Below are 14,487 nucleotides of genomic sequence, written 5' to 3'. Positions count from 1 at the left end.
TATCTTCTATCAAGCAATCTGTGTGAACACGTCACAAAACATAAACGTTCATAATAAGGAGGTGATCCAGCCCCAGGTTCCCCTAGGGCTACCTTGTTACGACTTCACCCCAGTCATGAACCACAAAGTGGTGAGCGTCCTCCCGAAGGTTAAACTACCCACTTCTTTTGCAGCCCACTCCCATGGTGTGACGGGCGGTGTGTACAAGGCCCGGGAACGTATTCACCGTGGCATTCTGATCCACGATTACTAGCGATTCCGACTTCACGGAGTCGAGTTGCAGACTCCGATCCGGACTACGACATGCTTTCTGGGGTCCGCTTGCTCTCGCGAGTTCGCATCCCTCTGTACATGCCATTGTAGCACGTGTGTAGCCCTGCCCGTAAGGGCCATGATGACTTGACGTCGTCCCCACCTTCCTCCGGTTTATCACCGGCAGTCTCCCTAGAGTTCCCACCATCACGTGCTGGCAAATAAGGATAAGGGTTGCGCTCGTTGCGGGACTTAACCCAACATCTCACGACACGAGCTGACGACAGCCATGCAGCACCTGTATCTAAGTTCCCGAAGGCACCAATCCATCTCTGGAAAGTTCTTAGTATGTCAAGGGCAGGTAAGGTTCTTCGCGTTGCATCGAATTAAACCACATGCTCCACCGCTTGTGCGGGCCCCCGTCAATTCATTTGAGTTTTAACCTTGCGGCCGTACTCCCCAGGCGGTCTACTTAATGCGTTAGCTGCGTTACCCACGGGTTAAACCCACAGACAACTAGTAGACATCGTTTACGGCGTGGACTACCAGGGTATCTAATCCTGTTTGCTCCCCACGCTTTCGTACATGAGCGTCAGTTTTTGTCCAGGTGGCCGCCTTCGCCACTGGTATTCCTTCAGATCTCTACGCATTTCACCGCTACACCTGAAATTCTACCACCCTCTACAAAACTCTAGCTTCCCAGTTCCAAATGCCATTCCCAGGTTGAGCCCGGGGATTTCACATCTGGCTTAAAAAGCCGCCTGCGTACGCTTTACGCCCAGTAATTCCGATTAACGCTCGGACCCTCCGTATTACCGCGGCTGCTGGCACGGAGTTAGCCGGTCCTTCTTCTGTCGCTAACGTCAAACAATATACGTATTAAGCATATTGCCTTCCTCACAACTGAAAGTGCTTTACAACCCGAAGGCCTTCTTCACACACGCGGCATGGCTGCATCAGGCTTTCGCCCATTGTGCAATATTCCCCACTGCTGCCTCCCGTAGGAGTCTGGGCCGTGTCTCAGTCCCAGTGTGGCTGATCATCCTCTCAAACCAGCTAGGGATCGTCGCCTTGGTGAGCCATTACCCCACCAACTAGCTAATCCCACTTGGGCTAATCTCTACGCGAAAGGCTCCGAAGAGTCCCCTCCTTTGGTCCGAAGACATTATGCGGTATTAGCAGTCGTTTCCAACTGTTGTCCCCCACGTAAAGGCATATTCCCAAGCATTACTCACCCGTCCGCCGCTCGTCATCTTCTAGCAAGCTAGAAATGTTACCGCTCGACTTGCATGTGTTAAGCCTGCCGCCAGCGTTCAATCTGAGCCATGATCAAACTCTTCAATCAAAGTTTTTTCGCTCAAAGTAAATACTGAAATTATTACTGTTAAAACAGTGTGTCACTCCAGTCCACTTAAGCTAATTTTTTTCGCTTAGTGCTCTGTGAGTGCTCACACAGATTGCTTGATAAATTGTTAAAGAGCGTTGCTTCTTGCGAAGCGAGGTGCGCATTCTACGCCATCCTCGGTGACTGTCAACCGCTTTTTTCAATCTTTTCCGAAGAACTTTTCTAAGGAAAGTTTGAAGCGTTTAACCGCCGCTGATAAAGCCTCAGGTCTTACCAACCCTGACCGCTTGCTGCTGCGCTATTGCGTGCTGCCCGCCGTGTCAGTGGAGTCGCATTATAGGGATCCGCGCTTACGGTGCAAGCCTTTTTTGAAGAAAATCACAGTTTTTTGTTTAACTGCTCAGATATCGAACAATGCAAGCGTATCCGGCTAAAAAATGTCGATAAAACAAGCAAGTTAAGTATTATCACGAGGAACCTTCACGGTAACCCTAATGCTTGTTAGCGTTCATCTTGCAGAATGATACTCACCGCTTCTTTCAATGATGATACTTGGCTGCTCGCTAACCGAAGTTCTTCAGCTTTAAGCGGATATTGTCCTTTCACCAGTATACGGTTGCTTACTCCGGCGTTTTTAGCGGCTAACAAATCAGAGCCTTTATCACCAACCATCCAGGAATTAGTCAAATCAATACCTAACTCTTTAGCAGCCTCAAGTAACATTCCCGGCTTTGGCTTGCGACAATTGCAATCAATTCGGTAATCCTCACTACCATAATCTTTATGATGAGGACAAAAATAGATCCCATCCAAATCAACGCCTCTATCAGCTAGGGACCAATCCATCCATTCTGTTAGGCTTAAAAACTGTTGCTCAGAGAAATAGCCTCGCGCAATACCTGCTTGATTAGTCACCACCACCAATAACCACCCGGCTTTTTTGAGCTGTTGCATCGCTTCAATTGCACCCTCAATAAACTCAAAATCGTCAACCTTAGATACATAGCCATGGTCATGATTGATAACACCATCTCGGTCGAGGAAAACTGCAGCTTGTTTCATTGAATACACTTTATCTTAATAACTAGACTACCGATTCTACAACACTAAAAGGCGAATGGGTTATTTCAATTGTTCAGATAATTACTTATTTAATTGGCTAGACTAAGATCAATAAACGGCTTACATCACGCAATAGTTGGCTAGGTTTTCGACTGAATAACCCTACCCGCGGATGCATTCGTACCAAGCCATTGAGATAGGCAGCCATATAGTACTTCGCGTTCACAGGGCTGAATTAGCATTTCATCAATTCCTGATTCAATACTAACTTGTTTCATTTCATCATTTAGATCAGTGGTCAAACCAACTATTGGGATCCGTTGGGTATTACTCTCTAAGTTTCGAATCACCGAGCTTGCATGAAAGGCAGATTTATCCGCTATCTGGCAATTAATAAGGATCAAGGATAATTGTGTCCCCCAACCTTTAAACATTTCGATCGCTTCATGTCCGTTATTCGCGAGAATCACTTTAAGCCCAAAACTATTCAAAACATGACTAACAATACGCTGCTTAACAATGTCACTTTCAATCAGTAAAACTTGCCCATATAGACGTTCCAATACAATCGTTCGCTTCACAGAATGCTGATCATAGCTATCAACACTAGAGAGCGGTAAATGAATCGAAACTTCAGTTCCTAAGCCAAGACGTGAGCGAATTTTTACATCGCCATTCATTAGGCTCGTAAGTCTCTGGCATATCATCAAGCCTAAACCTATGTCTGCAAAACAATGATGATTTAGATTTTCGCTCTTGGCAAAAGAGCGAAACATATCTTCTTGTGCTTCCTCAGAAATGCCGACGCCACTATCACTCACCGAGATTTCAACCATTTCTCCTAACGTAGACTGCTCGGTAAGTTGAACACTAAGCGTAATATGTCCAACTTCAGTATGCCGCAGGGCATTACTGACTAAATTAATGAAAATTTGCTGGATCTTCCCTTGATCGCCTAAAAATGAGCTAGGCAATGAAGCTGGATAATCTAAACGCAGTTGAATGTGTTTCTCCTTTGCTTGCAAGGAAAACATCTTAACAACATCTGATAAGGTTAACTTCAGATTAAAGGTATTTAAACGCAGCGCCATAGTCTCCATTTCAACTTTTGAATAATCAAAAATATCATTTACCACGGCTAATAAGGCTTTACTCGACAAACGTATCGTATTGACATATTCCATCTGTTCTGAACTGAGTGGCGATGAACTCAATGACTCAGTCATATTGACGATACAGTCCATAGGTGTGCGAACTTCATGGCTCATCATCGCCAAAAAATCACTTTTGACTCGCGTAGAGACTTTAGCTTTTTGTTGTGTAAGCTTGAGTTGCTGTTGATTTTTCCGAGAAGATTGCAACTGGCTATTTAACCGTTCTGCTCGTTTATCAATCCCTGCCATCATTTGACTAATAGTACTCGCAAGCACCCCAACTTCATCATTAGATTGCTCTGGTAAAACGACTCGAAGATTCCGTTTACCATACAACAACATCGCATGCGTGATATAACGCAACGGCGACACAATGGTATGTGCAAAAAACCAGCCAAATAACACCATAAAACCCATAACGATTAAGGCCACGATCAAAGCCTGCTTGGCTGCCAATTTTGACCCAGCGATTGTGCGTTGGTAATCAGCCACCAGCACCAAATCTAAATATTCTTGCGAATTGTTAGGCATATACGCTAATCGCTGGATGCTCAGAAGGTACGAGCCATATTTGATAACTTGTTCCGCGACATTTTTCACCGGAGAAGCCAGTAGCTGCTTAACCCTTTGATACTCTGCAGCTTGAAATTCATCATTCACAGCAATAACTTGTTCTTTACGCCATAATCGCTCTCCGTTAACGTCAAAAACTAACAAATCATCACCATTTGAATCACTCAAACCATGATCGGCTAAATAGCTTGGAGGCTCTTGTAATACCAAACTAAACACACTACTTTGTTGATATTGAAACACCCAGATAGCAGCAACTTTTCCATCGCTCTTCGTATCGCTCTTCGTCACAGCCTTAGCCAAAGACCAGACATCATCATTATTTTCGCGGATAGCTTGAGCATGCACCACGCTAGGCTGCTGTGCGGCAAGCAATAGCAAGGATTTAGGTGAGTCAGGTGTCTTTCCTTTAGCCACCGATAGGTAATCAAATTGTTGACCTTGTGCCACAACAACTAAATGCACCGCTCGCAAAGCTGGCACCCTCGAAAATAACTTATTAATGTTGCTACGTAACCAAGGTTTCCAAAATAAGGGCTCTATATTTATAAAATTCCCTTCAATAAATTGTTGCTGGAAAAAACCAACTAAAACATCTCGCCTTGAAAATAAACTTATTTCGTCATAAGCGAGTTTGATACGACGATCCAAGTGCTCCACTTGAATAGAACTATGTAAACTTAGCTGCTGTTTTCGTTCATTTTCTAAACTTGACACAAAGGCAAAATAAAATATAAGTGAGGTGCTAGCCACGCCCATCACCACTAAACAAGCACTCAGCAAAGAGACATAACTACTAAGCGAGTTTTTAACCCGTACAAACCAAGGATATTGTCGGTTCCGAGAACGTTCAAATAATCGGATCAAGCGAGATTCTCGGCGCAAAGTCCGAGTCCCGCCATTCAGCGGTGTAGCAGATTTAGCCTGTAAAAAAACGGCAGCAATCACGACCAAGTAACTAAAAAGTTTACTCAAAGCGATAACAAGTTGCATAAAATTATCAGCTGCAAGTTGCGATGGTGCAGCCCAGAAATACAAAACGAACTGAATACAGGTGAAGATCAAGATACCATATTCAAGCGGTTCACTTAACCAGCGTAGCCTTACACCATAAGACACAATCAGCAAAACAAAAGCACAGCTCACTGCAAACTCTGCGGGTAACTGCAAATAACTTAATGAACTTTGCATAAAAGGCAAAGAGACGACATATAGAAAGGCAATACTAAGTAAAGCAAAACTAACACTGGCGATAATCAATACTGAAGGACTCATTTTACCGCCGTTCGCTAACCGATAGAGCCGATGCACTAACATCCCCGAGGTCAATAAAATAAAAGCTAAACACCCTCGGGAAATCAACCCCGCCCAAATCACTAAATGACTATGGCTAACAACAGAAAACGAAAAGAACAGTTGGTAACGAACCAGAAAAAAACAAAGTTCTATAGCGCTCAAGGTAAAGAAACCGAGACTAAATACCAGCATGAAGTAGCTATCGCTGCGGCGATAGTAATAGCGACATAAAAAACTAATGAAAAACGATGATAGAAGAATACCAAGGTCAACTAAAATGACCCATCTAGGTGAAAGTTGCCAATTTTGGCTTTGGCTAAACCAGAGACAACCCGCTAAACTGACAAGTATGGTCAGCAGTAGCAAACTATTGCGCCACGCTATGCTCGATTTAATCGGAAAACGCAGATTAGCTTTATACATTCCCCTTCCTCGGTAAACGCCAGACCCTTCAAGTTATTCATCACAAATAATTAGCATCAGCAAGTGCAACAAAGTGATGGTATAATAAACCTCAAATTATCAATAAGTACATCTCTAATCTCTCAAGCGATGACTCAGTTCAAGTTAAATAACTATTAGGAAGATTATGCGCCAATTATTTCTTGCCGCACTGGCCATAACGGCTACAGCTTGTAGCGGTAATTACTCTTTCAACAGCAATATCGACAAACAAAATTTCGATAACTATCTGCCCGCGGCCAATGTTACTATCTACGCAGAAGAACATATTGACCCTTTAAATTCAGAATACTTGGGTATTATAGAAGGTGTGAGTTGCCAAGAAAAAGTCAATCAAGCGCCACCTCAAATGGTCGATGCGCGTAATGATTTACGTGAACAAGCGGCCGCACTAGGCGCAAATGCTGTCGTCATTCAGCAGTGTTATCCCATTAATGAGCCTCCAGCATGCCTAGCGATGCTGAGTTGTTTCGGAAAAGCTTACAAGATTTAGAATTTATGAGCCTGACCATTGAGCCTTTAGGCTATATTCAGTCGCCCTACGCTGAGAAATTTTCAGTCCCTCGACAACCCGGTTTAGTCACTGCAACCTCGACTCAACTGATATTTACAGCACCTTTCAATGATCTCGACATGCTCGATGAAATTGAGCAGTTTAGTCACTTTTGGTTAATGTTTGCTTTCCATCAAAACATTTCAGCTGGTTGGAAAGCCAAAGTTCGTCCCCCACGTTTAGGCGGTAATAAAAAAGTCGGCGTATTGGCTTCTCGCTCAAGTTTTAGACCGAATCATCTTGGACTTTCACTGATGGAACTAAGCCATGTAGAACGTAATACAAGCGCCCCAGTGTTACATTTTAAAGGTGGGGATTTGGTTCACGGCACCCCAATATATGATGTTAAACCCTACCTTCCCTATAGTGACAGTGTTACCGACGCAAAAGCAGGCTATGCACAAAACCAACCCAGATCAGAATTATCTGTTGGCTGGACAGACGCCGCGAAACAACAAGCGCTGCAGCTTAATATAAACACCGAACAATCTTTAGTCATCGAGCAAGTCTTAGCGCAAGATCCGCGACCCGCTTATAAACGCCTTAAACTGGATGACAAAGTTTATGGCGTGAGACTCTACCAATTTAACCTTCGCTGGCAGGTATTCGGTTTACCTTCAGAAGCGCAGCAGTTACTTATTCTGTCGGTGCAGTATGCCTGTTAAGCCACCCGACTATCAGAGCCAACATAAGCAACGTTTGGCATGGATGCCCTGGTTATATTTTAACCTCAAAGCGAAACACCTAGAGTGGGCAACACCTTGGCAACAGCAACTACAACAACAACTAAGTGCTCTGGAAACCGTTGCTTTTGGAGAACATTGCTTCATCGCCCCCGACGCCCAACTATTTGCAGAACCGGGTCGAAACATTGAACTTGGCGCACGCACTTTCGTGGCCGCTCAATGCTTTTTGCATGGGCCTATTCAAATCGGAGAAGATGTTGCTATTAATCATGGCTGCTCAATTGATGGCGGGAAGAAGGGCGTAACCATTGGCAACCACAGCCGAATCGCCAATGGCGTTAAAATATACGCCTTTAATCATGGCATGCATCCTGACACCCCTGTTTGGCAACAAAACAATACCTCGAAAGGCATTCGTATCGGCCAAGATGTTTGGGTTGGTGCTAATTGTTGTATCATTGATGGTGTCACGATTGCAGACCATGCGGTCATTGGTATGGGCTCGGTGATCACCAAAGATATTCCCAAATGGGCGATTGTTGCCGGAAACCCTGCAAAAATCATCGGTGACCGACGTGACAAGGCCTGACAGACAATAGTTAGCCTGCTACAATCGCCGCAATTTACTACTAATAAAATGAAAGGACAGATATGCGTTCTAGCAAATATCTTCTGGCTACCCAGAAAGAAACGCCAAGTGATGCTGAGATTGTATCTCATCAATTGATGCTACGTGCAGGCATGGTTAGAAAGCTGGCCTCAGGTCTTTACACTTGGCTCCCTAATGGCTTGCGAGTGCTTTCTAAAGTTGAACAAATTGTTCGTGAAGAAATGAACGCCAGTGGTTCTGTTGAGATCCGTATGCCAGTTGTTCAACCAAGTGATTTATGGCATGAAACCGGTCGCTGGGACAAATTTGGTCCCGAGTTATTACGTTTTAAAGACCGCCATTCACGCGATTTTGTATTAGGCCCAACCCACGAAGAAGTGGTCACAGAACTAGTCCGAAAAGAGATTAATAGCTACAAGCAACTGCCGCTAAATCTTTATCAAATTCAAACCAAATTCCGTGATGAAGTCCGTCCTCGTTTTGGTGTGATGCGCTCGCGTGAATTCTTGATGAAAGATGCCTACTCTTTCCATTTGTCTGAAGAGTCCTTACAAGAGACTTATGATGAGATGCATGCAAGCTATTGTCGTATTTTTGAACGCCTAGGCTTAGAGTATCGCCCCGTATTAGCCGATACGGGTAGCATTGGTGGTAGTCATTCACACGAATTTCACGTACTTGCAGAGTCAGGCGAGGATGCAATTGTGTTCTCTGATGGCAGTGATTACGCCGCCAATATTGAAAAAGCCGAAGCGCTTCCTCCTAAAGGTGAGCGTGCGATGCCAAGTCAAGAGATGCGCGAAGTTGCGACCCCTAATGCAAAAACCATCGCTGAATTAGTAGAGCAATTTGAGCTTAACATTGAACAAACAGTGAAGACCCTGATTGTTAAAGCAAGTGAAACATCAGAGCACCAACTTATCGCGCTAATTCTTCGAGGCGATCACGAGCTTAACGAAATTAAAGCCGAAAAACTTGAGCTAGTTGCAGCGCCTTTAGAGTTTGCCAGTGAAGAAGAGATTCGAGCAGTCATTGGTGCAGGTCCAGGCTCCCTCGGTCCAGTCAATTTAGCAATCCCAGTAATTGTCGATAGAAGTGCCGCACACTGCAGTGACTTTGGCGCGGGAGCAAACATCGATGATAAGCACTTCTTTGGTATTAACTGGGATCGCGATGTCGCCCTTGGAGAGGTTGCTGATTTACGCAATGTCATTGAAGGTGACCCCAGCCCTTGCGGTTCTGGTACACTTTCGATTAAACGAGGGATTGAAGTTGGCCATATTTTCCAACTAGGCGAAGCTTATGCCAAATCGATGAATGCTGCTGTTCTCAACGAGCAAGGAAAAAATCAAGTCCTTACCATGGGCTGTTACGGCATTGGCATATCGCGTATCGTTGCCGCAGCAATCGAGCAAAACAATGATAAATACGGCATTACTTGGCCGGAAGCCATCGCGCCGTTTACCCTTGCGATCGTTCCCATGAACATGCATAAATCTCATCGGGTTCAAGAAGTCGCCAACAAGCTTTATGAAGAAGCCAAACAGCGCGGAATCGAAGTATTATTTGATGATCGCAAAGAACGCCCAGGCGTGATGTTTGCCGACATTGAGTTAATTGGAATTCCACATGTAATTGTAATTGGTGATCGTAGTTTGGATAAAGGTGTAATTGAATACAAAAACCGACGCAGTGGTGAAAAGGTTGAAGTAACCATTGAGCAAGTTTTTGAACAATTTTAATCCGCAACCTGCAAACTTTAGAAGCTGGCTATAGCCAGCTTTTTTATTGTCGTTTGTCCTGATGCTCCAAACAAACGTTTATAAATGGCTGTGCTAACATATAATTATGGATCCAAAAGCTAATAACCACACCAATAAAAAAGTCGCTTTAGTACTCACAGGAGGAGGGGCTAGAGCTGCCTATCAAGTCGGGGTACTCAAGGCTATTGCCGAACAATATCCTCGTAATCACGCCAGTCCTTTTCAAATTATTTGTGGTACTTCAGCGGGTGCGATTAATGCAACCGCGCTAGCGGTTTATGCATCTTGCTTTCGACTTGGCGTTAAAAAACTCGAATATATTTGGCGAAACTTTCATTGTAAACAAGTATTCAAAACTGACGGCCTCACGATTGCCAAACAATTGTCGTCTCTGCTTTGTAAAAGCTTACATGCCGATTATGGCCGTCAACATGGATTTTCACTGTTAAACAACGAACCCTTACAACAATTACTCAATAACTATCTCAACTACAAGCGAATAGACCAAAATATCGCAAGTAAGCATTTACATGCCTTAGCGGTTACCGCTTCAAATTATCAAGACGGTAACTCACTATCATTCTTTCAAGCTGAAGAGGCTCAGCAAAACTGGCAGCGAGCACGAAGATTAGGTCATAAGACCCAAATCCACACAACCCACTTGCTAGCATCTGCCGCTATTCCCTTAATCTTCCCTGCTGCAAAAGTAGGACAAGATTACTACGGCGATGGTTCGATTCATCAGCTTTGCCCCCTCAGCCCAGCCATCCACTTAGGCGCAGATAAAATAGTCACCATCCACTTAGAGCAACAACGTCGCTCATCATCAATGCTGACTCCCCTAGCGCCGAATAGCGCTGCAATTGCAGGTCATTTGTTGGATTCAATCTTTTCCGACACCTTAAACTCAGATCTAGAGCGGCTCGAACGAATTAATCGCACCATCGAACTTCTCAGCGAACAACAACAACAGCAATTAAACTTACGACCGATTACAAGCCTCAGCATTAAACCAAGCATTGATTTTGACCAACTCGCCCACAACTATTACCAGCACCTCCCTTTAAGCGTCAAGCTAATGCTAGCCACTCTTGGGATTAAACAAGCTAAACCCTCTTCAATTACCAGCTTTTTGATGTTTGAACAAGCCTACACCACTTGCTTACTCAACCATGGCTATAAAGACGCATCAGCACAGATTGACAAGATTTTGACTTTTATTCAGGATTAATTGGCCCAAGATTTGCTTTATATCTAATAGAGCAGCGTTATTGACGCCGATTTAAAGATTTAACGATGAGTAAAGTCACTATGGATTCTCTACAATTAGCGCAAAATGAAGTAGTAAGTCATGGAAAAGTATCGCATTTTCCTAATGACGCGAAGCTAAATCCTATACAAAAACTGAGTATTATAGAGTCCCTACAAGAAAGCTTGCAGCTAGAGGAGCTACTGCAAAACTTTGCCGCTATGGCAACTCGCTTTGTGAATTTTTCTGCTTTGCGTCTAGTGAGTGACGATATCCAACAGCAAGTGAGCCTGTTTGAAGGACAACGCTATTATCGTAGCTTTAGCCTAAACCATAAACAAAATAGCTTAGCCATTGCGACCTTTACTCGTGACACTCCCTTTCAACAAGGCGAGATATCAAAACTCCGCCAACTAGTCCAGTTGCTTCAATTGCCATTAAAACATGCCTTACAAATTAATCGCTTACAAGAGCGAGTCAGAAATGACTATTTAACAGGTATTGGTAATCGAGCCCATTTCGACGAATCATTGAATACCTCAATTAAACAGCAAACGAGGCAAAACCAGCAACAAGATGCAGGTCTCGTATTAATGCTACTAGACCTAAATAAGTTCAAAGAAATTAACGATACACTTGGGCATCCAGTGGGAGATCAAGTACTCATCAGCTTTGCACAGGTGTTACAATCTGTCATCCGTAGCGGTGACCAAGCTTTTCGGATCGGCGGCGATGAATTTGCCATGCTACTCAGACCCGCGACCGAACAGTCGGCGCGAATGGTGATCAATCGTTTGAATCAAGAGCTACAAAATACTCCTTTATTAGCCCAATATAATGTTTCGGCCAGTATCGGTGTGAGTTCTTGGACACCAGGATTAGATAGTAAGCAATTAATCCAACAGGCCGATACTCAGCTCTATGCAGATAAGTCTGACACACAAAAAAATTAATAGCTTAGGGGATCGGATCTAGCAAGGCAGCTAGCGCTTGAAGCCTCATCATTGCGATTATTTATCACTAAAACTGTCTTGGGCCGAAATGAATGACAAGTAATATTTAAAAGAAATGCTTGGGCCCTTCGCTTCGCTCAGAAATGCCCATGTAACTTATCTCAATCAAGCAAAGACAAATACTGTAGCTTAATGACTCGCCTGCCATTTTAGCCTTATCCCTTCAGAACGCTCAGCTAGAAATGCTTTACTCGTGTAGAGATCGGCAATTGCGACCAAGTGCTCATCATAAAATACAAAAGGGATGCGATTACGCAACCAAGGTTTTAAATGTGCTTCTTGCAATAATTTTTTAATACTTCGATGCCCATGACGCTCTGCAGAATTAAAACTATCGATGCTTAACTCATCACGAAAACGAATAGAAACTCGTTGCGCTGAACCAGGCGGCAATAAACGGCCACCTTTGTGCCAACTTAAACGACTTCCATTTTGTAACTCCAAACAGGGTTGCGCATTCATATCCCAGACATCTACTTCTGACTGTTCAAATAGACTAGCTTTATCGACTAAATAAAGCCGCCCTTTAAATCGGCGGATCTGACCCTGCGGCAACGAGATCGTCACCTTAGCATCAGCTTTAGCCTGACATTGCGCGACTACTTGTTGCAGCTGAGCCTGACTCGGATAAGACCAGCTCTGGGTATTCAGCCAAAATCGCAACACATTCTTACAACGCGCCTCAGATAATAGTAATAATTGAGCACAATCTATCGAGTCTGCAAGCGCACAATTTCGCATATCACTTGCGGCAAGTTCGTCAATTAGGTGTTTAGATTCCTGTAGATGGGTAACACTTCGCTGCACTGTCTGGAGTAGTTGAGGCCAACGCTGAGTGAGCTCGGGTAAGACTTGATGGCGTAAAAAATTACGGTCAAATTGCATCGATTGATTGCTCGGATCTTCAATCCAAGATAAGTCTGATTCTTGAGCATAACACTGTAAATCAGCGCGAGTTGAAACCAATAGAGGCCGAAATAGATGTCCTTGAGCAAAACGGCGACAATCTGGCATTGCCGCTAAACCGCTTAAGCCACTCCCCCTTTTTAAGGCAAGCATCAAAGTTTCAAACTGATCATCCGCATGATGTGCGGTTAATAACAAGCTCTCACTATCAACATGTTTTGCTAATGCCGCATAACGAGCAGTTCGCGCAGCAGATTCAATACTTTCTCGGGGTTTTATTTGAAGCTCGACAGACTCCGCGACAAAAGGCACACCGAACAGTTCAGCTTGTTCTTGGCAATGTCGCTGCCATTGCTTCGCCTGTTGTTGTAAACCGTGATTCACATGAACCGCAACAAGTGCTATATGAGGGTGTTTAGTGAAAAGTTGCTGGCTAAGTTTAAGCAATACACTAGAGTCTAAACCACCACTATAAGCGACCACTACCTTGGTAAATGGAATATCCAGTTTAGTAAAAGACCGCTCAAAGTTGCGAAAAAGTGACACGGCTAATCCTAGAAAAACGGGCATTGAAGCCTTTAAGGCTCAATGCCAATAAACAGTTAACAGTAACCGTAGGACATCAAACGCTGGTAACGTTGCTCAAGCAAGGTTTCAACGTCTAAAGCCATTAACGTTTCCAAATCACTCAATAGCTTGATTTTCAGGTTATGCGCCATCATTGCCACATCACGATGTGCTCCGCCCAATGGTTCCACAACGATGTCATCAATTAGATCCAGCTCTTTAAGTCGTTCTGAAGTAATGCCCATTGCATCGGCAGCAACCGGAGCCTTATCGGCACTCTTCCATAAAATAGACGCGCAGCCTTCTGGAGAAATAACCGAATAAGTACTGTATTGCAACATATTGACTCGATCACCGACGCCAATCGCTAAAGCACCACCGGAACCGCCTTCACCAATCACGGTACAAATCGTGGGGACCTTAAGGCCAGACATCACCAATAAGTTTTTGGCAATCGCTTCACTTTGCCCACGCTCTTCAGCTCCTACACCCGGGTAAGCCCCTGGAGTATCAATAAAGGTGATAATGGGCATTTTAAAGCGCTCAGCCATTTCCATTAAACGAAGGGCTTTACGATAGCCTTCAGGCTTTGGCATACCAAAATTTCGTCGAATTTTCTCTTTGGTTTCGCGACCTTTTTGCTGACCAATCACCATCACCGGTTGACCATCCAAACGCGCCATCCCGCCAATAATAGCTTCGTCGTTGGCATAAGCGCGATCACCGGCCAATTCATCAAAATCAGTGAATATATGCTCAATATAATCAAGCATATAAGGACGATTGGGATGACGCGCTAACTGCGCAACTTGCCAAGCACCTAAATCTGAAAATATTTTTTTTGTTAAATCGTTTTGTTTTTCCTGTAAACGAGAAATTTCATCTTGTAGATCAACATCTACAGAATCTTCATTCACAATACGTAACTCTTCGATTTGTGCTTGCAGCTCGGCAATCGGCTGCTCAAACTCTAGAAAATTGGGATTCATATAATCT

At 44.0% G+C, this 14,487-nt stretch carries 10 protein-coding genes and 1 rRNA gene; 6 read left to right on the top strand and 5 right to left on the bottom strand.

Translation table 11 applies throughout. The annotated features are described in order from the left end of the window. Positions 1-54: 54 nt before the first annotated feature. The 3 genes from ACRRSY_RS07385 to ACRRSY_RS07375 form a co-directional block, all read right to left on the bottom strand. Positions 55-1,597, bottom strand: a 16S ribosomal RNA gene (locus tag ACRRSY_RS07385). A 501-nt stretch (positions 1,598-2,098) separates the two neighbouring features. Next, positions 2,099-2,659: a D-glycero-beta-D-manno-heptose 1,7-bisphosphate 7-phosphatase gene (gene gmhB, locus ACRRSY_RS07380; protein WP_432453828.1), complete on the bottom strand. Its 561-nt coding sequence runs from the start codon at positions 2,657-2,659 to the stop codon at positions 2,099-2,101. A 140-nt stretch (positions 2,660-2,799) separates the two neighbouring features. Next, positions 2,800-6,105 (bottom strand): ATP-binding protein, encoded by a 3,306-nt coding sequence (locus tag ACRRSY_RS07375; RefSeq protein ID WP_432462868.1) that lies wholly within the window; start codon positions 6,103-6,105, stop codon positions 2,800-2,802. Between the two features lie 166 nt (positions 6,106-6,271). Here ACRRSY_RS07375 and rcsF point away from each other — a divergent pair, with 166 nt between their 5' ends. The 6 genes from rcsF (at position 6,272) to ACRRSY_RS07345 (ending at position 11,958) form a co-directional block, all read left to right on the top strand. Beyond that, positions 6,272-6,637, top strand: coding sequence for an Rcs stress response system protein RcsF (gene rcsF, locus ACRRSY_RS07370; RefSeq protein WP_432453830.1), 366 nt, complete (start codon positions 6,272-6,274; stop codon positions 6,635-6,637). Then, positions 6,592-7,362 carry a tRNA (N6-threonylcarbamoyladenosine(37)-N6)-methyltransferase TrmO gene (gene tsaA, locus ACRRSY_RS07365; RefSeq protein ID WP_432462867.1) on the top strand — a complete coding sequence of 257 codons (771 nt, stop codon included), beginning with the start codon at positions 6,592-6,594 and terminating at the stop codon, positions 7,360-7,362. Before rcsF ends, tsaA begins: the two co-directional genes overlap by 46 nt. Beyond that, a complete protein-coding gene (locus ACRRSY_RS07360) occupies positions 7,352-7,972 on the top strand; it encodes an acyltransferase (protein WP_432462866.1) in 621 nt (206 codons plus the stop codon). The genes tsaA and ACRRSY_RS07360 overlap by 11 nt, the downstream gene beginning before the upstream one ends. Before the next feature lie 62 nt (positions 7,973-8,034). After that, a complete protein-coding gene (locus ACRRSY_RS07355) occupies positions 8,035-9,735 on the top strand; it encodes a proline--tRNA ligase (protein WP_432462865.1) in 1,701 nt (566 codons plus the stop codon). A gap of 106 nt (positions 9,736-9,841) precedes the next feature. Next, positions 9,842-10,987: a patatin-like phospholipase family protein gene (locus ACRRSY_RS07350; RefSeq protein WP_432453834.1), complete on the top strand. Its 1,146-nt coding sequence runs from the start codon at positions 9,842-9,844 to the stop codon at positions 10,985-10,987. A 65-nt stretch (positions 10,988-11,052) separates the two neighbouring features. Continuing rightward, positions 11,053-11,958 carry a GGDEF domain-containing protein gene (locus ACRRSY_RS07345; RefSeq protein ID WP_432462864.1) on the top strand — a complete coding sequence of 302 codons (906 nt, stop codon included), beginning with the start codon at positions 11,053-11,055 and terminating at the stop codon, positions 11,956-11,958. Between the two features lie 189 nt (positions 11,959-12,147). On the opposite strand, the gene tilS is transcribed toward ACRRSY_RS07345, so the two are convergent. Together tilS and accA are read right to left on the bottom strand one after the other, a co-directional pair. Further along, positions 12,148-13,470 (bottom strand): tRNA lysidine(34) synthetase TilS, encoded by a 1,323-nt coding sequence (gene tilS, locus ACRRSY_RS07340; RefSeq protein WP_432462863.1) that lies wholly within the window; start codon positions 13,468-13,470, stop codon positions 12,148-12,150. A 56-nt stretch (positions 13,471-13,526) separates the two neighbouring features. Beyond that, positions 13,527-14,480, bottom strand: coding sequence for an acetyl-CoA carboxylase carboxyl transferase subunit alpha (gene accA / locus ACRRSY_RS07335; protein ID WP_432462862.1), 954 nt, complete (start codon positions 14,478-14,480; stop codon positions 13,527-13,529). Between the last annotated feature and the right edge of the window lie 7 nt (positions 14,481-14,487).

It is taken from the genome of Agarivorans sp. QJM3NY_33 (genome assembly GCF_050870865.2).
GTDB lineage: Bacteria > Pseudomonadota > Gammaproteobacteria > Enterobacterales > Celerinatantimonadaceae > Agarivorans.
This window is presented reverse-complemented; position numbering and strand designations above follow the sequence as displayed.

Coding starts and splice junctions, on each gene's coding strand:
- gmhB (WP_432453828.1), bottom strand. CDS start 2,659: ATGAAACAAGCTGCAGTTTTCCTCGACCGAGATGGTGTTATCAATCAT.
- ACRRSY_RS07375 (WP_432462868.1), bottom strand. CDS start 6,105: ATGTATAAAGCTAATCTGCGTTTTCCGATTAAATCGAGCATAGCGTGG.
- rcsF (WP_432453830.1), top strand. CDS start 6,272: ATGCGCCAATTATTTCTTGCCGCACTGGCCATAACGGCTACAGCTTGT.
- tsaA (WP_432462867.1), top strand. CDS start 6,592: ATGCCTAGCGATGCTGAGTTGTTTCGGAAAAGCTTACAAGATTTAGAA.
- ACRRSY_RS07360 (WP_432462866.1), top strand. CDS start 7,352: ATGCCTGTTAAGCCACCCGACTATCAGAGCCAACATAAGCAACGTTTG.
- ACRRSY_RS07355 (WP_432462865.1), top strand. CDS start 8,035: ATGCGTTCTAGCAAATATCTTCTGGCTACCCAGAAAGAAACGCCAAGT.
- ACRRSY_RS07350 (WP_432453834.1), top strand. CDS start 9,842: ATGGATCCAAAAGCTAATAACCACACCAATAAAAAAGTCGCTTTAGTA.
- ACRRSY_RS07345 (WP_432462864.1), top strand. CDS start 11,053: ATGAGTAAAGTCACTATGGATTCTCTACAATTAGCGCAAAATGAAGTA.
- accA (WP_432462862.1), bottom strand. CDS start 14,480: ATGAATCCCAATTTTCTAGAGTTTGAGCAGCCGATTGCCGAGCTGCAA.